General features: G+C 60.1%; 18 protein-coding genes and 3 pseudogenes. 6 read left to right on the forward strand and 15 right to left on the reverse strand.

What is annotated here, in order from left to right; all coding sequences use genetic code 11:
- Positions 1 to 111 precede the first annotated feature (111 nt).
- From ACR65W_RS18200 to ACR65W_RS18250, 11 genes and pseudogenes are all read right to left on the reverse strand, one after another.
- Complete coding sequence (locus tag ACR65W_RS18200; RefSeq protein WP_434501400.1) at positions 112 to 1,131, reverse strand: DUF7146 domain-containing protein; 1,020 nt, start codon at positions 1,129 to 1,131, stop codon at positions 112 to 114.
- A 15-nt stretch (positions 1,132 to 1,146) separates the two neighbouring features.
- Positions 1,147 to 5,610 carry a strawberry notch-like NTP hydrolase domain-containing protein gene (locus ACR65W_RS18205; protein ID WP_434501401.1) on the reverse strand — a complete coding sequence of 1,488 codons (4,464 nt, stop codon included), beginning with the start codon at positions 5,608 to 5,610 and terminating at the stop codon, positions 1,147 to 1,149.
- Between the two features lie 114 nt (positions 5,611 to 5,724).
- Positions 5,725 to 6,564, reverse strand: coding sequence for a DUF7007 domain-containing protein (locus ACR65W_RS18210; RefSeq protein WP_434501402.1), 840 nt, complete (start codon positions 6,562 to 6,564; stop codon positions 5,725 to 5,727).
- 97 nt (positions 6,565 to 6,661) lie between these two features.
- Positions 6,662 to 8,794, reverse strand: a complete 2,133-nt coding sequence (locus ACR65W_RS18215) for a ParB/RepB/Spo0J family partition protein (RefSeq protein WP_434501403.1) — start codon at positions 8,792 to 8,794, stop codon at positions 6,662 to 6,664.
- An 812-nt stretch (positions 8,795 to 9,606) separates the two neighbouring features.
- On the reverse strand, positions 9,607 to 15,621 hold the full coding sequence (locus tag ACR65W_RS18220) for a DUF3320 domain-containing protein (protein WP_434501404.1): 6,015 nt from the start codon (positions 15,619 to 15,621) through the stop codon (positions 9,607 to 9,609).
- A 97-nt stretch (positions 15,622 to 15,718) separates the two neighbouring features.
- Complete coding sequence (locus ACR65W_RS18225; RefSeq protein WP_434501405.1) at positions 15,719 to 16,288, reverse strand: PIN domain-containing protein; 570 nt, start codon at positions 16,286 to 16,288, stop codon at positions 15,719 to 15,721.
- A gap of 8 nt (positions 16,289 to 16,296) precedes the next feature.
- Positions 16,297 to 16,749, reverse strand: coding sequence for a helix-turn-helix domain-containing protein (locus ACR65W_RS18230; protein ID WP_434501406.1), 453 nt, complete (start codon positions 16,747 to 16,749; stop codon positions 16,297 to 16,299).
- 704 nt (positions 16,750 to 17,453) lie between these two features.
- Positions 17,454 to 17,637, reverse strand: a pseudogene (locus ACR65W_RS18235) (ISNCY family transposase); the annotation flags it as partial.
- 294 nt (positions 17,638 to 17,931) lie between these two features.
- The gene (locus tag ACR65W_RS18240) at positions 17,932 to 18,666 is read right to left on the reverse strand and encodes a GIY-YIG nuclease family protein (RefSeq protein WP_434501407.1); all 735 of its coding nucleotides are present in this window, start codon (positions 18,664 to 18,666) and stop codon (positions 17,932 to 17,934) included.
- 284 nt (positions 18,667 to 18,950) lie between these two features.
- The gene (locus tag ACR65W_RS18245; protein ID WP_434501408.1) at positions 18,951 to 19,520 is read right to left on the reverse strand and encodes a hypothetical protein; all 570 of its coding nucleotides are present in this window, start codon (positions 19,518 to 19,520) and stop codon (positions 18,951 to 18,953) included.
- The gene (locus tag ACR65W_RS18250; protein ID WP_434501409.1) at positions 19,517 to 20,662 is read right to left on the reverse strand and encodes a DNA cytosine methyltransferase; all 1,146 of its coding nucleotides are present in this window, start codon (positions 20,660 to 20,662) and stop codon (positions 19,517 to 19,519) included. The genes ACR65W_RS18245 and ACR65W_RS18250 overlap by 4 nt, the downstream gene beginning before the upstream one ends.
- A 357-nt stretch (positions 20,663 to 21,019) precedes the next feature.
- Here ACR65W_RS18250 and ACR65W_RS18255 point away from each other — a divergent pair, with 357 nt between their 5' ends.
- Positions 21,020 to 21,604 carry a hypothetical protein gene (locus ACR65W_RS18255; protein WP_434501410.1) on the forward strand — a complete coding sequence of 195 codons (585 nt, stop codon included), beginning with the start codon at positions 21,020 to 21,022 and terminating at the stop codon, positions 21,602 to 21,604.
- A gap of 45 nt (positions 21,605 to 21,649) precedes the next feature.
- Here the strand turns inward: ACR65W_RS18255 and ACR65W_RS18260 are convergent, their stop codons facing one another.
- Positions 21,650 to 21,868, reverse strand: coding sequence for a hypothetical protein (locus ACR65W_RS18260; protein ID WP_434501411.1), 219 nt, complete (start codon positions 21,866 to 21,868; stop codon positions 21,650 to 21,652).
- Between the two features lie 360 nt (positions 21,869 to 22,228).
- Here ACR65W_RS18260 and ACR65W_RS18265 point away from each other — a divergent pair, with 360 nt between their 5' ends.
- Positions 22,229 to 22,600, forward strand: coding sequence for a hypothetical protein (locus tag ACR65W_RS18265; RefSeq protein WP_434501412.1), 372 nt, complete (start codon positions 22,229 to 22,231; stop codon positions 22,598 to 22,600).
- Positions 22,601 to 22,714: 114 nt separating this feature from the next.
- On the opposite strand, the pseudogene ACR65W_RS18270 reads toward ACR65W_RS18265, so the two are convergent.
- From ACR65W_RS18270 to ACR65W_RS18280, 3 genes and pseudogenes are all read right to left on the reverse strand, one after another.
- Positions 22,715 to 22,888, reverse strand: a pseudogene (locus tag ACR65W_RS18270) (LuxR C-terminal-related transcriptional regulator); the annotation flags it as partial.
- A gap of 307 nt (positions 22,889 to 23,195) precedes the next feature.
- Positions 23,196 to 23,924, reverse strand: coding sequence for a helix-turn-helix transcriptional regulator (locus ACR65W_RS18275; protein WP_434501413.1), 729 nt, complete (start codon positions 23,922 to 23,924; stop codon positions 23,196 to 23,198).
- A 364-nt stretch (positions 23,925 to 24,288) separates the two neighbouring features.
- Positions 24,289 to 24,597: a hypothetical protein gene (locus ACR65W_RS18280; protein ID WP_434501414.1), complete on the reverse strand. Its 309-nt coding sequence runs from the start codon at positions 24,595 to 24,597 to the stop codon at positions 24,289 to 24,291.
- Positions 24,598 to 24,651: 54 nt separating this feature from the next.
- On the opposite strand from ACR65W_RS18280, the gene ACR65W_RS18285 reads away from it, so the two are divergent.
- From ACR65W_RS18285 to ACR65W_RS18300, 4 genes and pseudogenes are all read left to right on the forward strand, one after another.
- On the forward strand, positions 24,652 to 24,876 hold the full coding sequence (locus tag ACR65W_RS18285) for a hypothetical protein (protein ID WP_434501415.1): 225 nt from the start codon (positions 24,652 to 24,654) through the stop codon (positions 24,874 to 24,876).
- A gap of 73 nt (positions 24,877 to 24,949) precedes the next feature.
- Positions 24,950 to 25,243: a TrbC/VirB2 family protein gene (locus ACR65W_RS18290; RefSeq protein ID WP_434501416.1), complete on the forward strand. Its 294-nt coding sequence runs from the start codon at positions 24,950 to 24,952 to the stop codon at positions 25,241 to 25,243.
- Positions 25,243 to 25,581 (forward strand): type IV secretion system protein VirB3, encoded by a 339-nt coding sequence (locus ACR65W_RS18295; RefSeq protein WP_434501419.1) that lies wholly within the window; start codon positions 25,243 to 25,245, stop codon positions 25,579 to 25,581. Before ACR65W_RS18290 ends, ACR65W_RS18295 begins: the two co-directional genes overlap by 1 nt.
- Positions 25,574 to 26,406 (forward strand): annotated as a pseudogene (locus tag ACR65W_RS18300) (transporter); the annotation flags it as partial. The gene ACR65W_RS18295 and the pseudogene ACR65W_RS18300, both read left to right, overlap by 8 nt.

Below are 26,406 nucleotides of genomic sequence, written 5' to 3' on the forward strand. Positions count from 1 at the left end.
GGCGCACCGCACCGGGTGCTACGCGCTGAGAGGCGGTTCATCGAGCTGCAGCGATCTATATGGGCGTAGCCAGACGCTCGCAGACGCAACACGACCCGTCGACGCTGAAACTCACCCCCAATCGAGATTTGATGGGAGCAACGCCTTCGCCCGCCTTCGAAACGTCCCCGCCGACATTGCGCGCAAGTCGCTGTTGAAGTCGGAGCGCAGGGACGTGATCGTCATCACCGTAACTCCCGCCGCCTCGGCTCTTTCTGTCAAACGGCGCCCCCCGCACCGGCCAGCGCTATCATTGTCGCAGGCGATGATCAGGCGACGCAACGACGACGGGAATTCCCACGCAGCGAGATGGCTTGCGGATAGCGCTGCCACTGTGGGTAGATGGGGAAGGGCGCTCTTCAGCGACAGAACCGTCTCAATGCCTTCGCCAACGAGAGCGACATCGCTGATCTCCCCGAACCACACGCCGTTTCCGAGAATGGCGCCGAGCGAACGGCGCGGCGCGGCGACGCGCGCTTTGTCGTTGCGCGAGGGATCGAGCCAGGTGCGATGCACGCCCATGATCTCGCCACGGAGATTCGTGACCGCCGCGACCAGCGCCGGCAATTTTCGAGCAGTAACGCCGGGGCGCTCGCGATAGAAGAGCGCCGGATGATAACGCAATGACGCAATGTCAAGATCGGCGGTGATTTTTCGCGCCCGTAGATAGGCCTTCGCCGGCGTTCCGAGGACCGGCCGCGACGCCGCCCAGATTTTCCGGGCGGCGGCGATCGTGTCGCAATTCGAAAATCGTTCATCACTACGCCCCTGCGGCGGCACCGCTCGCGGCTTGTTCAAGAAGCGCCGCGCCTCGTCGAGCGTATCCTTGAAGGACCGAAGATTCTCCCGCGCGGCGATCAAATCAAGCAAGTCGCCGTATTCTGCGGTCGCGGAGTCGCTCCATCTGCCGCGGGCGCCCTTGCCGGACAACGGGCCTTTTAGCCGCACATAAAGGCTACGGCCCGCATGGTTGTTCACATCGCCGACGATCCAGTAATTGCCATAGCGGTGGCCGTTCGAGAGATAGTGCTTGCACACGGCGTCGACCTGTTCGGCGAGGCCGCGCGACAGGGTCTTGGCGGGGCTTTCCATTGTCGCCTCCGCCGCTCAAGCGCTGACGCGCGCCGAAGGGGCGACGCGGAGCAGGGGATGGAGTGCGAGAAGCTTCTCGACGATTGCCGTAGCGCCATTGCCGAGCGGCACGAACAGCCGCAGCTTCCAAGCGATGATTTCCGAGACGAGCCCCAGAGCCTTCAGCCGTTCGACCAGGCTGTCCGGGAAGCCCAGAAGTTCAAGCCGCTGGCGGTTCATCACCAGCGAGCGCTTCAGAACGAGGCCCTCGGCGAGAACGAGACTGGCGCCATCCTGCATGACGGCGGTGACCGCCTCCGTCGTCGACAGGGCAGGGGCTTCGGCGCCGAAGGTCTCCGCGAGGGCGGCGGCGCTCGCCGGCGAGACGAGACGGCCGATGATTCGTTCTCCCTCGTCAGTCTGCATACGGTAGACGCGCGCGGTCTCGTCGGGCAAGCGGTTCCAGACGGGAAGCAGCAGGCCCGTCACGATATGAAAAGTGCTCTGGGTGAATTCCGGGAGGGCGGCGACTTCGGCCTCCCAGGCGCGTTGAAACTCCTGTGGGGTCGCCTCGCGCCAATGCGAGCGCTCCAGAGCTTCGACGCTCACGAGATCCCGATGCAGGGGGCGCAACAGCCGCACGCGCGGCTGAACCGTTCCGTCGTCCTGCATTAGGCCGGGCGCCGGCAGTTTGACGGCGGCGCGGCCCGATTGTTCATTGATCATCAGCCGTGACTTTTGCGAGGCGGTCGCAAGTTCAAACGCCTCGTCGAGCGTCGTCACCCGCGTTTTGTCCTTGCGGGCGATGGTGACCAGCGAGGTCTGCGCGCCGCTGCGCTCATGAGTGGCGATGGTTTGGCGATTGATGACGACGAGGCTCTCCGCCGTCACCGTCTCGACGCCGACATCGAACGTGCCCGCCTGAACGGCGGCCTCGATCGAAGCCCCCATCAGCGCTTCGAACACCTCGAAGAGGCGGTTCTGCAAGGCGATCGGCAAAGCGAGGATGCGATTGAGGAAGGTCGAGATCGGCGGCAGTTCTTCCTTGAAACTGCCGTCCTGATCAGTGAGATCGAGCCCAGTCGCCTCTTGAAAACGGGTCAAGGAACAACCCTCGACCTTGCTGGCGTAAAGCAGCTGATAGAGCTGGCGCAGCGCCGTGCGCCCATACGTCGATTCGAGATTGTCCTCCGGCCGGAACAGCCCTTGTCCGCCAGTCTGACGCTGACCTCTCGTGATGGCGCCGAGCGTGTCGAGCCGCCGGGCGATGGTCGAAAGGAAGCGCTTTTCGCCCTTCACGTCGGTCGCGACGGGGCGGAACAAAGGCGGTTGGGCCTGATTAGTGCGATTGGTGCGCCCGAGGCCCTGGATGGCGTTGTCCGCCTTCCAACCGGGCTCCAAGAGATAATGGACGCGGAGCCTCTGGTTTCTGGCGCTTCGCTCGGCGTGATAGGAGCGCCCCGTGCCGCCGGCGTCGGAAAAGACGAGAATGCGTTTCTCGTCGTCCATGAAGGCTTGGGTTTCGCCGATGTTTGCGGAGGCGGGGCGATTTTCGACGCACAGACGATCGGAGCCGTCGGCGTTGGTCTTGCGCACGATCCGCCGCGAGCGGCCGGTCACCTCCGCCACCATTTCGATTCCGAAGCGCTGCACGATCTGATCGAGCGCGCCCTGGACGGCGGGCAGGGCGGCGAGATGTTCGACCAGGCGATCGCGCCGCTCCATCGCTTCGCGCGATTGGACGGGATTGCCGTTCTCGTCGACGACAGGCCGCGATTGCAGATCGCCGTTCTCGTCCGAATAGACCTCGTAAAGCTGGGTCGGGAACGAGTGCGCCAAATAATCCAACACGTACTCGCGCGGAGTGACGTCGCAGAAAAGATCGCCCCATTCCGATGTCGGGATTTCCGCGAGGCGGCGCTCCATCAGCGCCTCGCTCGTCGAAACGATCTGGATCACCGCAGCGTGACCCGCTTCCAAATCGCGCTCGATCGAAGCGATGAGGCTCGGGACCTTCATCGCCGTGATGAGATGATTGAAGAAGCGCTGCTTGTTGGATTCGAATGCCGAGCGCGCGGCGCTCTTTGCATTGCGGTTATAGGCCCTGCCGCCCTCGCCGGTGATATTCGCCGCCTCCAGAGCGGCGTTCAGATTATTGTGGATGATCTCGAAGGCGGAGGCGTAAGAATCATAGATGCGGATTTGTTCGGGCGTCAGCCGATGCTCCAGCATCTCGACTTCGACCCCGGCGTAGGAGAGGGCGCGGGATGCATAGAGCCCGAGAGCCTTGAGATCGCGCGCCAGCACTTCCATCGTGGCGATGCCGCCCGCCTCCATGGCGGAAACGAAATCCTGCCGCGTCGCAAAGGGCATGTCGGTCGAGGCCCAGAGGCCCAGTCGCGCCGCATAGGCGAGATTGGAGACGATGGTCGCGCCCGTCGCCGAGACATAGAGGACGCGGGCGTCGGGGAGGGCGTTTTGCAGCCGCAAGCCCGCGCGTCCTTGCTGGGAAGCGGCCTTTTCGCCGCGCTCGCCCTTGTCGCCCACCGCGTTCGCCATGGCGTGCGCCTCGTCGAAAACGACGACGCCGTCGAATGTCTCTCCGAGCCAATCGATGATCTGTGAAAGGCGTGAGGCCTTGAGCGAGCCGTCGCGCCCCTGCCGCTCGTCCGAGCGCAAGGTGGCGTAGGTCGTGAACAGGATTCCTTCGTCGAGTCTGATCGGCGTTCCCTGCTTGAAGCGCGACAAAGGGACGATTTGCAGCTTCTCTCGGCCCAAGGCCGCCCAGTCGCGCTGGGCGTCCTCGATCAGCTTGTCGGATTTCGAGACCCACAGCGCCTTGCGCCGGCCTTTGAGCCAGTTATCGACGAGGACGCCCGCGACCTGGCGCCCCTTGCCGGCGCCGGTGCCGTCGCCAAGGTAAAAACCGCGGCGAAACCGAACGGAGTTTTCCGCGTCGTCAGGAGCGGCGGACACGCAATCGAAACTCTGGTTGACGACGAAGGAGCCGGCAAGATGTCCGCAATGCGCTTCGCCAGCGTAAGCGATGCTCTCGAGCTGGGCGTCGGAGAGCAGTCCGGAGTCGATTACGGCTTTGGGGAGGTGCGGCCGATAGGAGAGTTTCGGTGGGGCGACCGAGGCCATGGCGGCCGATTGCACGAGCGTCGTCGGATGCGGCTTCGCGCCATCGATCGTGATCGATTGCACCGCATAGGGCTCGTAGAGTCCGGCGCTGAGAGAGCCGCCCTTGAGCGTTTTCCACTCCCTGGTCTCATAGGCGAGCTCGACGACCTCGCTCGCGACGGCCGAGTGGCGAGGATTTGAACTTGCAGCGATGCCGACGTTGGAAGGCGGAGAAGACGCGCGATTGGACCCACGCAACGACCGCAACTGTGACGAACGGGGGAACGCGATTGAGGCGAGCGGTTTCGACAGGGCAGGGGGAACGGCGCCGCCTCGCTCGCCCTTAGCGGGCGCTTGACGCGGCGGAATCTCCCGCTGAACGATGGGCAGCAATTCTTCGAGAGTGGCGACGGGGCCGAAGCCTTCGCGAAACGCTTCTGGATTCTCGGCGGGCGTCTTGTCGAAGACGGTGAGGCGGCTCTCGACGCTCGTGCCGTGACGCGCGAAGAAGCCGCGCGCGAGCGAGGCGGTGAGGACGAGCCTGCCCTTCTCCTGCAGGCGCTCGAAGCCCGCGCGCCAAGCGGGCGAGGTCGGCAAAAAGGTCTCGCCGGTGATGGCGACGAGCCGGCCGTTCGGCTGCAGGCGCGCCAAGGCGGAACGAATGTGTTCGAAGGTCGCCGCGGCGTGTCGCCCCTCGATCAACGGTGACGACGAAAAGGGCGGGTTCATCAAGACGAGGCTCGGACGAAGATCGGCGTCGAGCCGGTCGTTGATCTGCGCGCCGTCGAATCTGCTCACTCGCGCGCCCGGGAATAAGAGTTTCAACAGCCCGGCGCGGGTCTCGGCCCATTCGTTGAGGACGACCTTCGCCCCCGCGAGCTCGGCGAAGATCGCCAGCAATCCCGTGCCGGCCGAAGGCTCCAGCACGATGTCGTTCGCGCGGATCCCCGCGGCGAGACTCGCCAGATAGGCGAATTCCAGGGGAGTCGAAAATTGTTGCAGCGCATGGCTCTCTTCCGAACGGCGCGTCTGCGTCGGCAGCAACATGCCGATCTTCGCGAGCATCGCGAGGATGCGCGAGGGTTCGCCTTGAGCGCGCGCCTTGATCGCCGGACCATAGCGGCGCAGAAACAACGCCTGCGCCGCCTCCAACGCCTCATAAGCGTCCTTCCAACCCCAGGCGCCTTGCGCATCGCTCGCACCGAAGGCGTTCTCCATAGCGGCGCGCAGAGCCGTGGCGTCGATCGCGCGGCCCTTGGCGAGATCGGCGACGAGCGCTTGCGCCGCCATCATCAGCGCTGTGGGCTTGTCGTCTGTCGTGAAGGAAAGTTCGGTCTGTTCGGACTTGGACAGGGCGGCGGCGAGAACTGGACTCATCGATCATCTCCGGGTTTGGTTGAACCAGCCCGGATCGCTCTCTCTTCACGTCTTCCGGGCTCGCCCTTCCCGGCAACGCCCTCTCCCTCCTCTCCGTCACACCGACGCCGCGACCTATCCAGCCCAGCCGACGAAACTGCTCGGCCCGTCGTACGTTTGGTGTCGCGCCGGATCGATCACGAAACCGTGACGCCCGGAATCGTATTCGGCCTCGGGCACAAGAAAGCGCCGCTCCTTTCCACGGCGATCGCCGCCCAATGTCGCGACGCACTCGACCAACCCCGAGCGCTGTCGCGACTTGATGGCCGATATCACGAGCCAATCGCGCGCATGGTCCAGCCGAAATCGGCGGACGTCCTTTGTGTAGGATTCGCCGCGACCCAGGACCACGTTGTTGACGATCTCATAGGCGTCCGGTTCCCAGTCGCGCAGAGTCTGGTCGGCGCATATTTGCTCGTAGTCAGTGAAGAGAAGCGGTAATGTCGCCGCGACCTTCGCCCATTCACAATCTTCCTCGTAGTAGCCATCGGCGTCGCGATAGGCGGGATGGACGAGGGCGTTGCGCTCTTCGTCGAGATGGAAGCCGCCATGCGAGGCGGTCGAATGAAAGACGACGCCCTGGTCGTACACCTGAGAAATCTGCGCCGCTCCCCATGGAGTGACGGCGCTCGATTTGAACTCTCGGCGATCGAGCGTGAGCAGCTGGCGCTCGTGATCGGCGATTTCGACGACGTGTCGTCGAAAGGCGGCTTCGTCTTCGAGGAGACGCTCGAAGATATGAAAATCGGATGGGCGCCATTCCTCAGGCGGCTTGTTGACGTGATGCGCGCTTGCAACAGAGAGGCCGCCAGATTTCGAGGGCAGGGCGAGAAAGGCGCGCTCACCGAGACGCGCTGCGAGAAGCCCGCCGCGCGTGCGGTGGAAGGAAACGAGAAATCGGTGTGGAGATCTCATCAGGGGCTCCATCAAAAGAAAGAGCCCAGCGCAAGGACCGGGCTCTTGGAGAGAAGATCGATGAGGGTGCGGCCGGGGCCGCGTGGCGCTTGTGCGATTATCCCGCCGCGATCGCCGAATGCTCTTGCTCTGCGGACTCGAAGCCTGTCGGATCGTCGGCGCCGTCGTTTTCGACCCCCGCGAGGAACGCCGGCAGATCGGCGTCGTCCGCCACGGCCGCATCTCCGCCCATGGACTCGCCGTCTTGCGCCAGCGCAGGGGCGTCGAGATTCGTCGTGCGCAAGATTTCTGGCAGCCAGCCCAATCCTTGCAGCAGGCGTTCGGCTTCCGCCGCCATGTCGCTTTTCTTCAGGTGATCGATCATTTGCGCGGCGGCTTCGCCCTTCGCTTCCCGCACGGCGGCCAAAATCTGCGCCTTGGTGACTTTGCCGAAATAGCTCTCGACCGTCGGGCTCCAGTGAGCGCTCATATCGAGCGCGAGATGCTCGGCCAAGAGATCGGCGTGGGCGAGAGCGCGCGGCCGCCTGTCGTAAGGAAGATAGAGCGCATTGGCGCTCAACCCGACGCAGTGGGCAAAGAGCGATGCGCGTGCGTCGTGGTCGATCTTGATGAGCCAGGCCCAGAGATCTTCCGCTTTCTCCGGCAAGCGCAACTGCCAGTGTCCATAAGTGTCGTCGAGCGCTCGCGCCGCCGGCGCATCGCTCAAAGCTGGCGCATGAGAGCCGAGCAGAACGCTCTTTGCGCCGATTTCGACGCAGGTCTCGAATGCGCCGGGCCCATAAAAGGCGTTGAGCGCCAGCGCATGGGTCGCCGCGAGAAACGCCGCCGCTGGATCCCTCGCCAAGGCTTCGCGCAAAGCTAGCGTGCGATGCGCGGTGAGCTCGGTCAGCAGCCGATCCGAGAGTTTTGGCGAGGCACCTGTTTCCTCCTCGTCGATCGAAGGCGAGGCAGACCGGGCAGCGTCCGTATGCGATCCGATCGTTTGGTGGCTCGCGTCACCCCGCGAACCATCTCGTTCAGTCGTCGACCCGCCTTTGGCGCTGGCCTCCTCGATAGCGGCGAGTGCCTCGTCCTCGGGGCGCACGAAACCGCGCTCGACCTTCAAGGCGCCGGCGTGATCGACGCTCACGAAAATTCCGGCGCGGGCGATGTCGGCCGGGTCATAGATCGCGGGACGTTCGTCAAAAGCGGCGATCTGCTGCTCGAGTTCGGCGAGCTTCTGGTCGACCTCCTCGGACAGATCCTCAGCGCCTTCGTACTCTTCCGAGAGCGAATTATATTCCGCGAGAATGGTTTCGTAACGCGGCTGCTCCTCGTCTGAGAGCGGCGCGTAGCTCGCCGGCAAGCGCCGCAGGCCATTCGTGTGGCCATAGGGAAATTCGACTGAAACTTCAGCCCACTTCCAGCCTACGGCCCGAATTTCGTTGGCCGCCTTGTTGAGTTTTTCGCGCGCCAAGCGATCGAGCAGCGGCACGTCTTCAAGCCAGCCGCCCTGATCTGCGGCGAAGAGATCGCGCAAGACCACGCCGCCGGCCGCTTCGTAAGCTTCGGTTCCGACGAAAATCGCGCGCTTGTCAGAAGGCCTGACCGCGCCCTCGGTCAGCATCCGTCGGATTATGTAAGGTTCCTTGCTGTAGGAGTGGGCGAGGGCCCCCCAGACCTGCTCTTGCCGTGCATGGTCGTCCGTGACGCAAAAGGCGCTGAGCTGTTCGAGGGTCAGTTCCTCCGCGACGTAGAGATCCAGCAGCTTTTGGCTCGCCGCCGCGAGCTTCAGGCGCTGGCGCACGACCTGCGGGGCGACGAAGAACCGGGCGGCGATCTCCTCGATCGTCAACCCTTGGTCGTGCAAGGCCTTGAAGGCGCGGAACTGATCGAGCGGATGCAGGCCTTCGCGCATCGTGTTCTCGGCGAGCGAATCCTCCTCTTCGATCCCTTCCGTCTTCACAATGCAGGGAACGGGCGCGTTCTTGGCGAGCCGCTTCTGCTTCACGAGGAGCTTCAGCGCCGCGAGCCTTCTGCCACCCGCGCTCACTGCGAATTTCCCGGTTTCTTCGCCGTCGCCATTCGGCACAGGCCGCACGCTCAGCGACTGCAGCAATCCTCGACGGGCAATGTCCTCCGCCAAATCTTCGACGCTGATCCCCGTCTTGATCCGGCGCACATTGGCGTCCGACGCAACCAGACGATCAAGCGCAATATCCCTCGCTCCCACAAGCGCAATCTTCGACATGTTCCCAACTCCGCGACGGGACGGCGAAAGCCTCTCTCTCGCCCTTACTCCTCGTCACGAAGCCCGAAGGGCCCTCTCGCTCTCCGGTTGCCGCTTCCCGCAAGGACCCAAGTTGCAAGCATCAGCTTCGGCGCGACAGCAAGCTTCTGCGGCTGCGACCAGCAGCGCGTAAGAGAGAGGGGCTCAGGGTAGTAGATCGATCCGCGACGGGACCGAGAGCCAGAGCGCGGGAGAAGGCGTCCACCATCTGCATAATATGCCAAGGATCAAGATAACGATCGTCCGGACCGTCGCTGTAATTCGCGCCTTCGGCGAACACAGGGTAGCACAAGACCGAGGTGAAATGAGCATGATGCCCCTCGATTTCACAAAGTGAACCAGCTGCCGCAAACCCGAGGCATTGGTTGATGCTACGACCATCATTGGCCAGTGCATGCAACGCCACCGGGCGAGGGAGTTTCAGACGTTTCTCGACGAGTTTGTGCGTAAGGTACCTGCGGCCCCGAATTTCGGGTAGCTATGAACAATGCCTCGAGCCCCAAACCAGGCTGATCCGTGACTGTTTGCCAAACGGCCGCGGCGCCAAACGCTCTTCACGTCGGCATCAACTTCAAGGCTGAAATAGTTCGACCGATTTTCTTCGCTGCTCCCAGACGAACACCTCAAACGCAGTGCTCATAAATCCGTTAACGTGGACATCCGCACTTTGATCAATCGGCACAACACCGACCCGAAGTTGCTCCGATGGACAAAATCCGCCCATGACATGCTCGCGTCACAACTGTTTTGGATGGAGATCTTTAATATGGAATTTAGCCGCCTTCAATGCGGCGCGTTTTAGACAAATGGCTTCTTGCCCGATCAAGTGCTTCATCAAGGCGCGCTCGAGCAGTCGCAGCCAACCGTTCAACGCCAAGCAAGCGCGCAAGAGCTAGCGCCGGATCCGGTTCTTCCAGAATATCTTCGTTGGCGATTACGGTAGAGGCGAGCTCGGCAAGCGAAATTTCTGAGACGGCTCGACGGGAGTCGGCGTCGTAGGGTGGACGATAATCAATCAACTCCGCGACGGTTCCCTTTCTCCAAATAAAATCGCCGCTCGACTCCGACGTTCTATCCACATTTCTCAAGTGCAGCATAACGCGCTCCCGGATCTTGCTCCCGGTTCGCAGCCACCCATGCGCACGCGCGATGCGTTGCGCCAATATGTCCTCGCGCAATGGCGCTTCGCAATCGACGACGGCCTCCACCATCGCACGTAACGTGCTTTTATAGTCGAAGTCATGGAAGCGATCCGGCTCGGCGCGCACAATCGACAAATCAGCGATTTTATAGCGCGCTCTGTTTGGCGATTCCTCTGACACCGCGGAGGCTGCAATGGAAGACGCACCTGATTGCGCTTCGCTCAAAACGCCAATTGGCGCATCAGCCGCCAGCGCCTGCGATATCGTTTCGTCAGGAGCGCCGACGCGCTCCTCCGTCTCCTCTCGTGGCGGGCGCGGCGAATCTTCTGCTTCGTCGGTTGGCTCCACTTCGTTTATTGATTGATCGGGGTCGATTTCATGCCCCAAGTCCCAATGCGTGGTTTCTTCAGACGTTGACCGGTCTGTAGATGCCTGACGCCAGTCTTCGAGTAACGCCGAGAGCGCATTGTGCAAGCGTTCGGCCGCTCTCTTGGGATCGAACCACCAATCTGTCGACCAGACGCGGATGATGTTCCATCCAAGGCCGCGTAACACCTGCTCCCTAACCTTGTCGCGGTCGCGCGCCGTCGCCGAGTGGTGATAGGTAGCGCCATCGCACTCGACGCCCGCAAGATAGGCGCCTGCGAGTTCAGGATGCTTGATCCCGATATCCACTCTGAAACCGGAAATGCCGACCTGCGGCGCTATATGCCAGCCAAGCCGGTCGAGCTCGGCCGCGACCGCTTCTTCGAAAGGAGATTCCGGCGGACCCTTCGACCCCAGGTCCTGCGCCGGGAGCGCGATAGGACCGCGGGCCGCGAAGTCCAAGAATGTCTTCAGATGATTCACCCCAATCGCCTTTGTCCTGCTGGCGTCGATCTGATCGGCCGTGAACCCGGAAAAGACGAGAAGCTCCTGACGCGCGCGAGTGAGAGCGACATTAAGCCTACGCTCTCCGCCATCGCGATTGAGCGCGCCGAAATCCATGCTGCGCTTGCCGGCGGCGTCCTGCGCGAAGGTTATCGAGAACAGGATCACATCGCGTTCGTCGCCCTGCACATTCTCGAGATTCTTGACGATCGTGGGCTCCACGCGCTCGTCTGCGAAAAACCATTCGAGATCGGGATTGTCGCGCCGGGCGTCGTCCAGCAAATCCTGGATCAGCGATTGTTGCTGCGAATTGAAGGTGATGACGCCGAGGGTCGGCCGATTCTCTTTCGGCAAATCAAGCCAATGTAGCATGCGTCTCTTCGCCTCATCCGCAATAGCGAAAGCTTCAATCCGGTTGGTGCGGCTCTTGCCCCGGTCGTAAACGCCTTCAGGCACATGCCGGAGTTGAACGGCGCGATCATCGACATTCGAAGATGGGAAGGTGATCAGCCGATTCTGATAATAGTGGTGATTGGAAAATGCGATGAGCGACTCATTGCGGCTGCGATAATGCCAGCGCAAAGCTCGCAATGGAATGCCGGCCGCCTTCGCTTCATCCAAAATGCTCTCCAGATCCCTTTCGTGCTCCGCAACCTCCTCGTCGTCTTCATTGCGACCGAAGAAATTCGTAGGAGGAAGCTGTTTGGGATCGCCGACGATGATCGTTTGCCTGGCCCTGGCGATCGCGCCGACGGCGTCCCATGTGGTAATCTGCGACGCTTCATCGAAGATCACGACATCAAAGAGCGCTTGATCGGGCGGTAGATATTGAGCGATCGAGAGCGGCGACATCAGCATGCAGGGCGCGAGCTTGGAGAAACTCGACGGCATTGCCGCGATCATCTCCCGAATCGTGCGACTGGGACGCTGTAATTCCATTTGATGCCGCAGCAAGCCAAGCTCCGAACTGCGCGGCACGCTTTGTACCGACGGCAAATCATGGGCGAGTCCCTCGACAACCCGATTCGCGGCCTCCGCCCGCACCATGTCGTCTATCCGCCTGAACTCTTCGATCGCATGCTCATGCTGGAAACGTCGAAATTCCCGCAATATTGGATCTGCGTCCAAAGTCGACGGCAGCCACCAGCGGGCATAGGCGAGCCTGAAGGCGGCTCCCGATTCTTCCGGTTCAATGGCGCCGGACTGGAGATCGTCGACCAATTCGCAAAGCCCATGCGCTTTGGCGCGCGCCCGCACGCCACACCAGGTCGACCAGTCCCTCAGGAGATGCCGCGCTTCGACGAGTTCATGCATTTGCGCGGAGAGCGTGGATAGCAAGGTTGACGTTTCCGGATTCAGCGGATCTCGCCCCGATAAGATTGCGAATTGGCTTGCGGACTCCATGAATGCGACAAGGGCGTCGGAATAATCGTGCGCAGCTTGGCGGACAGGATCTCCTCCCGTCGGCGTGCGGAGCATCGGCGCTATGGCCTGCGCCACCGTCTCCAGTTCTCCCGCCGTCTTGCCCAGGCCAAGCAATCCTTGCAAGAGGCGATCCGCGCTTTTCAGCAATCGGTCGACAGCCGCGATGTCGGTATCGAGACCTGCGAAGCCGACCGGTTTGGCCGCGAGCTTGTTGCATTGAACGGAGGCCGCATATGCCTGCATATGCCGCAGGGCTCGCAACTCTGTTTCGGGATTGGGCGCGCCGGCTTTTGCGTAGCTTCGCAGGAGCTTTCTGACGCGGCGGCGTCCAAACCAGCTCATCGGCCAGAGCGAGGCCGAAGCCTGCCGCCAGGCGGTATCGAGATCATGGACTGGGATGGAGAGCACGGCGTCTCGATCAAAGGCCGCAGTCAAACCAGCCTCGGCGGCGCGATAGCCGCGTATTGCCTGTTCAAGTTCGGTCAGCGCCGCGCTCAACTGCCGAAACTCGCGATCGAACAGGACGCGGTGATCGACGCCTGCACTGTCGCGAAGCGCAGCTGCGAAAGAAGCAAGTCGCTGCAGGTCCCCAAAGGAAGCATCATCAGCGGCAGGCAAGTTGATCTGGGCGGCGAATGTGGCGAGCCTCCCGCGTAGGACGCTCGTCTTCGCCTTCAGATCTCCAGCCGCGCCGATGAGACGTTCTTGCCACTGCGAAGACCATTCGCCTGCATGGACGAGATCAAGCACGGGCCGATTGACTACCGATTTGAAGACGCGGCCGAGCTCTTCGGCCATCTCCTCCAAATTCATGCGCGTAGCGAGGTCATGCGTGTCCGTCGATGGCCAGGAAAGCGGCGGCGCATGGCGTTCCCAGCCTTGCAAGGCGATGCCGAGCGCGGCGTAAGGCGTCAGCCCATTGACGTGCTGTCGATGCAACGCCTCCACGTAAGCGTTCAATTGATCGCGGCGGAATCGCAATTTTTCGTTGATGGCGACCCAGCCCGACTGATCGAATTGACTGCTGCTCTCCCAGGATTTCTTGAGCTGCCCGAGAAAACCCCTGCGATCGGTCTTCGACGAATGCAGTTCGAGACAGTGGTCGCCTAACCCATGCTCCCGCAACCTCCGATAAACGACGTCGAGCGCCGCAGTCTTTTCGGCGACGAATAGAACCGTCTTGCCTGCCGCGAGACAACTCGCGATCATATTCGTGATGGTCTGGCTCTTGCCGGTTCCGGGCGGACCGACGATGACGAAGTCGCGACCTTCCGCAGCCGCCAGACTAGCGGCGATCTGGGATGAGTCGGCGGGCAGCAGCGAAACGATGTCTGCCGGCGCGTAATGGCAATCGAGTTCGCGCTCATCCTTGAAGACCTCGCCATCCGCCTGGAAAGCCTGGTCGGGCGTGTCGATGAGATGCTTGACGACACGATTTTGGCGAAGCGCCTCCGTCCGTTCGACCAGGTCCTTCCACATCAGGAACTTGGCGAAGGAAAAGGTCGAGAGCGCGGTCTCGTCCAACACTTCCATACCGGGCGCGTCGCGAACCGCCTGGCGCATCAGACTCAGCAGGCGCGGAACATCGACGCCAAATTCATCCCGTGGCAGCTCGCCGGCGAATTGCGGCAAGCGCAGATCGAAGTCGCGCTCGAGGAGTTGAAGAAGGGTCGCATTGAACCGGGGCTCGTCCTCGTGAAAGCGCAGATTGAATCGCGAAGAGGCGCTTTTTCTGTCGAGCTTGACAGGGATGAGCAACAACGGCGCCCTATAGCTTCTTTCGTCCTCAGGCTTCTTCTTCCAGCGAAGGAAGCCGACCGCGAGAAAAAGTGTATTGGCGCCGCCCTCGGCAAAGTCATTACGGACCTGCCGATCGAGATCGATCAACCGCGCTTCGAGATGTTTGGCATCGAGGGGGGAGGCTAATTCATCGCGTTGCAGGGCCTCCGTAGCGAAGCGGCGCTGGAGGTCCTGTCCGTGGATATCGCGATAGAGGTCCGCGTCACGCTCTCCCAGGGGATTTTGTTCGGGCAGCGAGATAAGGCGTATGGACGCGCCCGCAGCAAGACGATCCTCGAGATAGGAGATATCCGTGCAGAGGAAGGGAACGGTCTTCTTCGTGTCCGGAAAGTTTAGAAGCCGATTGCGCAGCGTCAAATCCAGCAGCTTCTTCTGCCAACGTTCTATCCGTCCGGCCGCCGTCGTCGGCTTTTCTATGGCAGTGTCAGCTGGCAGTTCATCCATCGTCGGCGCAGGCGGCAGCGGCAATTCGACCGGCCCCTCTGGGGTGACGTCTACGACCGCATGCGACGGCTCATGGGAGGCGAGCGGCGTGACGCCGCCGCTGCGAGACCGGCGCACATCGATTGCGGCGACGAATTCCACGCGCCGATCTTCGTCAAGTCTGATTTCGACCGAGGACTGGGCTTGTTCCAGCGTCATAGGGGGACGATTGGTGACGCCCGTCGTCTCGAACACAATCATCTCGCGGGAGGCCAACGCCTTGCGAATTTCCATGACGTCCGGTTCGATGGCGTTCGACAGGGTTCGCTTCGCCAGCCAGACGCCGATGGCCGCGTGACCGCGAAACATTAGGAGGATTGGGTAGAGTCCGGCGGCCTCCAAAGCCGCGCCGAAGAGCAGCGTCGTATCGAGACATGTCGCGAGGCCTTCGGTCGAAATTGTGGAAGGCCGTCGTATTTTCTGCCCTCGCTCCTCGAAGCTTGCCGGCGGTTCGGCATAATGCAGCGAAAGCCCGGCGACGGCCGAATAGATCGCCGCCGTGAGCAGAAATGCGCGCTGTGGATTTTCGCTTTGATAACCATCAAGCGCCGACGAATGGCCATGGGCCGCGAGCCGTTCGGCGGCGGCGCGCAATATTTTCGCGACCGCCGGATCGTTTGGCATAACGAATGCGGGAAGAAGTTGGGCCATGTCGCCAACGCCGCCCCACTCATCTCGCGCGAGCAGACGAACCGAACTTCTAATCTCGGCCAATGTCCGATCGCCCATTGATAACGTGAAGACAATCTCCCCGCGCTCGGATTCGTTTAGGCCTGCAAGATAGGCCGGATCGAGTTCTACTTTTCGGTCGGTGAGCGACAGGCAATCGCCGGCTGCGAGTCGATCGACGACCCATCTCTTGCTTCGCAGAAATGGCGGGTTAGAGACGAGCCTGAGTTCGCAACCTCCGAAATTCTCCGCAGTCGGATTATTGACGCCGATCGATCGGATGACTGGAATCGCGTTTTGGAAGGAAGCATATGTGAAGCTGCCGGCCACATCCGCCAGAACTTCAATTACGCGTGTAGTGTCTGAATTTTCTATCGTTTTCGAAGCAATAATTTCCATGGCAGCCCCCGGTTCGCTCCATCTTCGGAGCGATCCGGACGGAATATTAATTCATGGGCTGCCTGCGGACCAGTTGGCAAGAGGCCTTGGCTGCGGGCTAAATAAGCTGAGAGAATTGTTCGAGGTCCGATGCGGTTCCGACAAGGCCCTGTTGGGTGAGATTGGCGAGATAATCTTCAACGGAATAAGGCGGATTCTTTAGGCGCGCGCGAACTTTGCGCACCGCAGCGCAGAAGATGCCCGGCGCGAGGTCGAGTTGGTTGCACAGGAATTCGTCGGGATGCTGCGCGTCGATGTTGAGCGGCGCAAGCACGGCCTCGGGAAAGTGCTTCAAGTTCTGCGTCACGATCACGTCACAGCGGCCGACGATCGCCGCCGCGAGAACGTGACGGTCGTTTTCATCGGGCAAGGAAAGCGAGGGGATGAGCGCCTCATAGCCGCTGACAAGGCAATCGCGCGTATGCTGATCCATTAGGTCTCGGGTGCGCTCCAGGACGGCGCGATCGCGGTGCGGTTCGTTGCGAAGGAGCGCTTCGATCCATTCGCGGTGGATATCAGCGCTCCATTTCGCACAGTACAAATCGGTGACCGCGAGCTGCAAAAGAATATCCCGCACAGCGGCGGGATAGAGGACGTTGGCGTCGAGAAGCGCGGTGTACACTGTCATGAGCGGCTTTAACCCATGCCGTGTTCCTGCGCTTCAGCAACAAGCTGGTCGAGGACTGCTTCGCGCTCGCGGTCGATGCGCTCCTTGTAGGCCATCACATCCTCCATGCGGACGCGGCGGTGCTTGCCGACCTTGTGGTGGGGGATGGCCTTGGACTCAAGAAGCCCGATGAGGAACGGACGGGAGACGTTCAAAATCTCGGCCGCCTGCACCGTGGTCAGCTCGGCGTTTTCAGGAATGAGGGTAATGCCGCGCCCGGCGGCCATAGCCTCCAGGATATCCATAAGCAAGGACACCGCTCCTGCGGGCAACTCGATCGGCTGATCCTGCTCGGCGTCGGTGACGCGAAGCGTGAGCGGTCGGTTGCGGCGGGCGAAGCGCGAGAGTCGCTGGCCAGAGGCGCGGGCAATGGCGGCGTCCTGGGCCGTTGGAGGCAACTGGCGGTGAGCGAGCGCGGTCATGGTGTTCCCCTGTTATCGTTATTGACTAAGCGAATCATACGCATCATATGCAGTAAATGCAACAAATGAAATCATTGCAAACGCAGAAAGGGGGCCGCCCCCGAAGCTAAAGGTAGATGACCTCTAGGCCGCGAAAGCGCTGCTCGCCAACCCAGACATTCCCCGTGGCGGATGTGGCGAAGCGGATAGGGGTGTCGGTCGCCATGCTTTACCGAAATTTTCCGGCGGCGCGCGACACAAGGGGAGGGGGTGATGTAGCTCGATATGTTCCCGGATGCGCTGCACCTACGCTGCATAACTCGTCGAAGAAGCGGTGCTTCTATGCCATATCGATTGAGTCGACGCTCTTTGCCGATGGAGCCTGGTTCGCAAGCGCTCATGCCCTCGCCGCTCTGCAAAGCAGAAAGCGTGGCACAAGCGAGAGAAGTTCTACCGCCTCCCTCTTTCGTCATAGGCCATTTTATGCCTGGCTCGACAGCGCCAGCGTGTGGGTGAGGCGCTGGTGCCTGGCGCGTCAGCTATACACACGATGTCAGCGCAAGGCAGAAATGGCGCTACTTGTGCAGAGTTGAAATGTCACCCGTCGGGCTTCCCGGACCTCGCGGGTTCGAGCAGCGCGGCGGAGCGGGTCGGGGTTGCGCAGCCGCGCTGTTCGAACAGACCCCGCAATTTTCCGTCAGGCTTTAGCCTACCTTGAAAAGCGCTCAACTGACCTTGAACATATGCCGCTCGGCTTGGCCCAGGCGGCGTGGGGATTTCTTGGAGCGTCCCTCGGTTTGCGGCTCCTGCCGCGCGGCGATGTAGGCCAGCACCTCACCAAGCCGCTTGTCTCTCGACGATCGCCGCCTGATTGACCTTCTGCAGCTTGTTGAATGTTCGGTAGGGCAGGCGATGCTTGCGGTCGGTCCAAAGCCCGTCTTCAATCATCCATTTGCACAGCGTCTCGCGCGAGACGAGGCAAGCGTGGTTCTCGCGCAGCTTTTCGACGGCGAGCGTCGGGCCGAAGTCAAAAACTCTCTTTCGCTCATAGAGACCACCTTGCTGCCGCCCGTCCTCAGTCGATGCGCTTATCGAGGGGAGCGACATCTCAACTTTGCGGGCCGGTGACATCTCGCTACACGCGAAATTCGCATAATTGTGATTATGGAACTAAAACAATGCGTTACGAAGATTTTACACGAGCTAAATGTCTTCGTCACCGCCACGTCCGACAGAGGCCGCGCCACCCAGCGCATCGTAACGACGTGCTGCAAGCCACTGGAGGCGCAACGCTTGGGTTTGCAGCACACGACGGAGGCCGCCTTGCACTTTTCGTTCTGCAATCACCTGCGCAAGACGCGATATAATGAGCGCCCTTCGGGCGATTCTAAAATCCGGATGGGATCTTAGCTCATAGACGCGATCCGATACGATTCGGCCCCGCAACGATCGCGGCGTTTCAACTACAAGGGACCCGGCCGGCGGATCCTTTTCATTCAGGATTGCTTTAAACTCGGACTGCTCAATTGCACGCTGCGTTATCGAGCGCTCCAGCGCATCCAAATGTTGTCGAGCGCCAATGTCCGAGCGGTTGGTCTCTTGAAATTGTGATAGCGGCCACACCTCTATCTCCAGAACCTCAAACGGGTCGAGAACCGACATCGCCACAGCATCAGTACGCTGGTTGGTAAGATGACGGCGGATTCGTGTACGCAGCATCTTCTTCGTTTGGCCGACATAGATCGGTTCGCCATCATAATCGAAGAATGCGTAGACGCCCCACTTGTAATGACCGACCTTTGCAAATTGCCCCGAACCATCATCGAACGACGTATCCAGGAACCTCGTCAAGTTGGCCCGCAAATCTTCCGTTTCGAATGGAGGGAAATTCACGAAGTCCGGGTTACGTGGCGCGCGGTGATCAGAGTCGTTAGCCACGTCGGATCGCCGTCATCTCAGAAGAATGCTGAACGATTCCACCACGTTTGATGGTCGTACGCCGCATCGTCTCCTCTCCATGAAACTCAATATCAAAGCTTACATGATTGAGCTCGTCATCACGGCCCCCAAAGCATGAATGAAACGCATCAAGAATCTCGACGTTCGATAATGACTGAGCGGCGACCTGTAGATTGTCAGCCGACGGGATCGAATTGGGGAAGAGATATATGCAAGGCGGCGGCACGCAAAATGGGCCGATAAACGTCTTTCTATCTACCTCACTATCCAACGCCAGCTGTGGACAAGAACGCCCAATGGTTCCCACACATCATGTCCCATATGATCAAACCGTCAACGAGTTGGTTGCGCGCGATGATCTCTGCGCTGATGCGCGTATGAACGCCGGACCAAGCATTACGTCGAGGATCGGCGCCAACATTGGTGCATAAGCTCCAAATGACGAATTCGTCGGCGCTGTTCGGGCGCTCGAAAAGCTTGGTGTTATCGCCATCCAAGCACCCCTTTAAATCGATGATTGCGGTACGCTGGCTCTTCAAATTCACAACATAATCATGCAGAACGCCTCGCCTTGTGCGATCCCAACTCGCGATAAAACCGCGATCTTCCATGTGATTGAGAACATGCTGGACGAATTCTCGTTTTTCTCGCATCGTCGCTGAGATTTCGCCGCGTACCTGCTGAATGGCGCCACGGAATATCGGCGAAGCGTAGAAATCCTTTTCCGAAAGACCATGGTCGCCAAGCTTATGAGCTTGCGTCTTCAACATTTCAGCGAACTGTTCGATCTGACGACGAAGATCGGGATCCTGTTCACAGGGAATGGCGCTCAAGCCGCCTTCTCCGTTTCGATCACGCCCTTAAGAAGCGGCTCGAACAAATATTGCGCGAGGTGACGCACGACATCGACGACGACGCCGTCCCCAGTCAGGTGGTAAGCTTCATTGTAATTTCTTGGAAGTTTGTATGCGTCGTCGAGCCCCATTAGGCGGGCTGTTTCACGCGACGAAATCAAGCGCGAGCGGATCTTCGTTCCGTCGACGACCAAAATCGTCTGTCGACTCGAGCCTCCAGCGGGCGTGCGCAAACATCCGGCGACATCGTCAAACCGGATTTCTGCCCGCTGCACCTTAACGCCATTCTCGTCGTATCTCGTTCGCTTATAGACGCCGCCAACCATACGGCGGCCTGAGCGCTTCGCGGCTTCAACCTTCGCCAGATTGACCGCGGACATTTTCGCCAAAATCTGTTTGGTCTCAGCCGGACTGTGCCACTCAACGCTCGTTGGATTCTCTTCGATGATCTCCGCAAAAGTCGTCTTGCGACGACGCGGCGTCGGCAAATTCCACCACAGCATCTTTTTCCGATGCCGCGCAGAAACGCTGTCGATTGCCCTGCACAATGCGCGAGTGTGGAATGGTTCAATCGATTCTGGAGATAGGAGCGACGGATCAATCTCCACATCCTGCGAAACGCCGACTACGAAGAGTCGCGGTCGTGATTGCGGCTGAAACAGAGATGCATTGATGATGAGCGCGCCATATCGATAGCCCGCCTCGATGAACGTCTCGCCAATCGCCCGGAAATCCTTGCCCCCGTGCGACGTCAGCGTACCGCAAACATTTTCAATCGCCACGATTTTCGGGGCGCGCCCGTCCTCAATCAGGTCCGTGATCACATCCCAGAACGGATAGAAAGTTCCGGACCGCTCCCCCTTGAGACCGGCTCCGCCGCCGGCCAATGACAAATCCTGACAGGGGAACGATCCCCAGACCAAATCAGCGCATCCCGACAGTTCAGTTGCGCTGACTTTCCGCACGTCGCCGATCTTCAGCTCTCCACCAGTCCCCCAGTTCGCCTGATAGGAGAGCCCTTTTTTGTGATCGAAGTCGTTCGCGAACAGGCAGGTCCATTCTGGGCCGAGCCCAGCGCGCGCCATACCGCCTCCCGCAAAAAACTCGTAGAAATTAGGCATGCCGCTTCCGTTCGGTGCTTTGCCGACTGACTTCCACCTCGCGGGCGAGCTTTTCTTCTATGGCCTCGGCGATCCACGTATTCCGTGAAACGTTTCCTGGGCGCGCGCTACGCGCCTCTTCGATGGCGGCAAACATCAACGGAGACAGACGGAGGTTGATGCGATCGAGGGCTCGGACGGCAGTTGTCTTTTGCGAATCAGTCATAGCTAAAGGCTGGCGCCTATTTGGCGCCATGTCCAGAATGTTCTATTTATGTTCTGATCGGCGCCCGACCCTGCCGCGGATAATCCTAGATTTTTCGGCCGAACCGGCCTGAATTGCGCCTTTCACTGTTAACGCATCAGAGAGGCGCACAAATGCGCTGGGTTCCTCGCTCATTCCCTGTCGAAATTCGCCGCGAATTAATTGTGGCGAATCTTGCTGACATATCGGAGCAGCAGCTTGAGCAAGCGGACGAGGAAGGGGCGCTTGCCGGAAATCACTTCTATTTCGATATGCGCGGTTTCTCGTGGCAGGACGTACGCGCCGCGCTCGAAGCAGAGATCGTCGTCATTAATCGGCTCAAGTCCGCCGAAGACCTCGAAGCAGAGCTGGCAAATTTTGAGAAGCTGCAAGCAACCTCGTTTGACGACGAACCGGCGCTGTGGGGCCTCGATGTCGGTGTCGCCGCCGCGACGATCGCGCTATCAGCGTACGGCGCTATACCCATCTCAAGCTGCAATGCTGGCGCCTTCGGCGGTCAACACCAGGCACGATATCCCTATGTCGCGTTTTTCCTGCCAAAGGCCCTGGCTCAGGAATTTTTGTTTTGCGCCGAAGAGAGCAATGTCGGTCTCCTATGTGATGAAAATGGCGTCATTCAAATCTATGGCCAAGGAGAAATGGATCTTGTCCGCTTTGCGGAGACCGCGTGGGCGAGATTCCGCAGTCCCGAGAACTGATCATTTTCAAATCTTCGCAAACGCTCGCCTCAACTCCGACCTGTGTTAGTTTTGAGCCTCACCCACAAAAGCAGCGTTATCCATGAACGGGGGTAATCGCCCATAGGTTGCGGCCGCTGCTAGCGCTCCAGCGGCGATGTCGACCGCTCGATTGAGGAGTTCGTCCGAAGAAGCGCCGGACGTCGCTCGAGCTGGTGTCAAGTCGACAATCTCCGTCAACGCATCTGCGAGGAGAGCGAGTTGAGCAGCGGTGTCTTTCGTCATCGGCCACCTCGGCGAAATATCCCCGGCCATCGTCATTTAAGCACCATTAAAGGATCATGCAAAACAGCCGTTCAGCCAAGGCAATAGGAGCCGCCGAGCCGGACCGATCGGCGCGGAGGCGGCTCGAGACGCTTCTCATCCTCAACGCCGTGGTCGACCGTCGTGTCCCGCTGAGCTTCGCATGCAATCGGCTCGCCCAGAGAACGTCCAGACCGCTATGCTGGCGCCATCTAATTTTTCTATCGCGCCGCGCTTGCGCCGACGGACTTGTGAACCTCGAGCCCGCGGTACATCGTAAAAACCCTTTTACGGGTTCAGGTGTAAATGGTGGTCTCTTCAGCCCGGCCAGAAAGCGAACGCATGAGCGAGAATGCAGATATCGAAAAGAGAGCTCTCGAAGCCTTGCTTGGTTATCGCGAAGCGCTCGCCAGGGTCGACGCGTTGGAAAAGGAAGAGGCGACGGCGCACCAGGCGCTTGTCGAATGGCGCGATCGCGTCGAAAAGTCGACTTCCGACGTTGTCAGTTCGGACGCGAGATCGAATCTCGTTGAAGCGGGGCAGACCGCCATTTCCCGGCTGCACAACATCCGCTTCGCGATGAGCGAAGCGACAGCGGAGTTGAAATCAGCTTTCACGACTCTTGTCGCTTTCGACGACGCATTGGGCTACCTCCCAATTCCGGAGGAGACCGATGCGAATGTGAAGGATGCGGGCGGCAATCTCGAAGAGTGAAGTTACGCGAGAGATAGCCAGGAAAGGCGGCGATCGCTGACATTTTCGCATCGACCTAAAACCCGATCAGGCCTACCTTCATGCTACAGCTCGATAACGTAGCACTGCGTCCCTTCAAGAAATCGGTCCGCGCCTCAACGCCATCGCCACGGCATGTGCAACGTTTTCAACGTCAACTTTGGCGCGCGCGTTGTCGAGATGAAAGGCGACGGTACGCGTCTTAACGCCGAGGACCTGACCCATCCGATCCATGGTGCGGCCGCCTGAAGTCCAAGCGAGACATTCCGCCTCGCGTTGGCTCCGTCACCCGCGACGACGGTATCGACGTCCATCGTCGGAGCGACGTTTAGCGGACGCGCAGGTTTTGTGGCGGCCAACGACGCCGAGGAGTCGCAAATTTCCTGCACTATGTAGGCTTAAGTGAAGCGTCTGCAGCACGTGTGATTCTTTTACGGCGCGTGAACTGAAAGCGCATGAGGCACCGCTTCCGACCACCACGAGTGATAGCCGATTCCTCAAACCTGCTACGAAGAAGTTTATCAGAATTGGCGGGCGTGATCAGTCGCCCATGCAATTTCCCAAATGGTTTTGCGTGCTATGGCAGCAATTCCCGACGAAGAGCGAGGGCGACGGCGTGAGGCAGCGTCGATGCGCCGAGTTTCCGCCGACCATTATCGAGATGAAACTTCACCACGCGAGGCGTGATGCGCAAAATCGTCGCCATCTCTTGCATCGTCTTGCCCGAAGACGCCCATCCGAGACATTGCCGTTCTCTAAAAGTTAGCACGACGTTGTCCCCATCGAGCTCCAACGGATCCGACATTCTGGCCTTTACGTGAGCATGGTAACTGACGCCCATCATCTGCAGCAGATCCTTCGAGTTCCCCGCAAGACGATCGAGCACAGGACTGCGATCGTCGGTTGCAAATGTGAACGCGGCGAAGCGGCCGTAACCCGCAGCAATCGGGACAGTCACCCCAGCTCTGATGTTGAAGGCCAAGGTATCTTCGAAGAAACGACGTTCTTTTGTCGATCGCGTTTCCGCGGCGTCGCTCGCGTCCCACAGAAATGCCGGACCAATAATGCGCGCCTGACGGAGGACGGGATCAATGTTTTGATATTGTTCGTCGTAATAGCGATCCACCCAGTTCTTCGGATACGACGTGACGAGGGTGAGGTCGCCATTACCTCCTTCGAAATAGGCGAACCATTCAAAGCCTAGCGCATGCGCAGCGCGATCTCCGACGCGTTGGAATTCCTCCCTCGTGTTCGCAATGTACACGGCGTCGATGAACTCATGGAATGCTCTTTCAGCCTTTTTCATTTGGTTCCCAACTGCATACAAATGTTAGATTTTTCACCCCTCGGGAGACGAGCGAGATAGATGCCTGGCCGTCTATTGTCCTGATGGGGCGACTTTTGGGCGGGACCTGAGCATTTACCCACAGCCGCCCTGTCTAAAGTGGCAGGTTCCATACCGAGTCCTCCTGCTGCATTGCTCGCGAGCCTCAACTCCGCAGCTGGAGACGATTCGGAAATGAAACTGATCGCGCCCGCGTCTTTTTTCGATCTTCACGCAAATAGGCGAACGCGTGCGATGCGCGCCCTCGTCGATCGCGCAGTCGCGAAATGGCAGCTCGTCGCCTGATTTGAAAAAGCCAAAGGCTCCGCAATCTCGACTGACGCTTTCAACGAGGACCCCAGACATGGATCCTGCCGCTTTCGCTGCTCTCCTTGAACGTTGTGCGCCGGGAGCGGCCATCAAGCCGCTGACGGCGATCGTGCGCCAAACGAGCGCCTTCGAGCCGCTCTTGATCACGATCGACGGAAGAAAACCAATTTCCGTTCAGGCAACCAGTCTCGAAGAAGGCGTTCAACTGGCGAGCGAAGCGACCGTCGCCGGACAAAACGTGCGAATCGGTCTCGCTCAACTCGGTCCCGAAGAAAGGAAACAGGCTGGGCTGACGATTTCTGCAAGCTTCGACGCTTGCAAGCATGTCGCCGGCCTTCACGCATTGTACCAAGCGCGACTCGAGGCGGCGCGCACAAGGGTGAGCGATCCCGAAAAGGCCGCGGCATCCGTCGTCGCGAACCTTGTCGAAAAAGAATCACGCGCGGCCTCTGAGATTGCGGTGCGTCCACAGGCAGGCCCGCACGTAGCCGGATCCGCAGCGGAACGTTCCTCGGCGAACATTTCGCCCGTCGAGCAGCGTCCAACAACCCTCGACGTGTATCGCTCCGGCCGCGGCGCTTCGGTTTTTGTCTATGAGCGCTGAATGAGCGCGCTCTCGTTTCGTTCGGTTTAACAACACGCGACCCATTCGCCGCGAGCCCAATCGGGAGTCTCTAATGTCTTCTTTTCGCAGATCCTCCGCGCTTCTCTGCATGGGCCTCATTATCAGCATCGGCCTCGTCGAGCCGGCATTCGCGCAATCAGCAAACATCGAGGGCGTGCTGCAAAACATCGTTACCCTGCTGACCGGCAATGTCGCGCGTCTCTTGGCGACTCTTGCCGTGATCATTGTCGGCATCGCCTGGATGTTCGGCCATCTCGATCTGCGCAAGGCTGCTTACGTGGTGCTCGGCGTCGCCATCGTGTTCGGCGCCTCAGAAGTGGTGTCGACGCTGACTGGCGGTCATTGATAATGGAGCCGCTCCGCCTGACGGAGGACACGTTGTTTCTCGCCTGCACACGCCCGGCGATGATCGCAGGGGTCACCATGGAGGCTATGGCCTTCAATATGATTTTCTCCTGCATCCTTTTCCTCGCCGCCGGGAGCATTCTTTACGGCCTCGTCGCGCTCCCGATCCACGGCGTTAATCGGATCGTCTGCCGGCATGATCCCAACATGTTCCGCATTCTTCTTGCCTGGCTCGAGACGCATGGGCGGATGCGCAATGCGTCGTTCTGGGGCGGCTCATCCTGTACGCCGCTGCGGCTCGTGAAGCCCTATCGAGCGAAAGACTTCGCCCATGCGTAAGGCGGTGATCACAACGCGCGAGCTCGAACCCGACGTCTATCTGCCGTTCGTGCGGCACGTGAACCAGACGGTTATCAGCCTCTCGACGCGCGCATTGATCACGGTTATCCGCCTCGACGGCGCTTCATTCGAGACCGCCGCGACTGCCGATCTCAACGATCTCCACACCAAGCTCAATCTGACGCTGCGCAATCTCGCCGACGAGCAGCTGGCGCTGTGGACGCATCTCGTGCGCCGACGCTCGATGGATTACCCCGAAGGGCAATTCCGTTCGCCCTTCGCCGCGGCGCTCGACAGCCGTTATCGCGAACGGCTGCAAAGCGAACGGCTCTTTCGCAACGATCTTTATCTCACGCTCGTCTGGCATCCAGGACGCGCTGCGACCGACGCCGCCGCCGACTTCTTCAAACGGCTCGGCCGCGCGGACCGCATCGCAGCCGAAGTCGACACTGAGGCCTTGAAGCGGCTCGGCGACGCCACGCGCGACATCGTGGCGGCGTTCGAGCGGTATGGCGCCCGTCCATTGCGGCTTATTGAGCGTAAGGCGCTCGTCTTTTCCGAGCCGATGGAGTTCCTGCACGCGCTCGCCTCCGGCGAATGGTTGCCGACGCCCTTGCCGCAGGGGCCGATCGGGCCGGCGCTCTATACGAACCGGGTCATTTTCGGGCGCGAAGCCCTCGAAATCCGCCGCAGCGGCGATTCGCGGTTCGCCGGCATGTTCGGGATCAAGGAATATCCGGCCTCAACCAGGCCGGGACTGTTGAACGGCCTCCTTTCCTTGCCGTTCGAGCTCGTCCTGACGCAATCCTTCGCCTTCCTCTCGAA

The sequence above is a fragment of the Methylocystis sp. genome, assembly GCF_051062815.1.
Lineage (GTDB): Bacteria > Pseudomonadota > Alphaproteobacteria > Rhizobiales > Beijerinckiaceae > Methylocystis.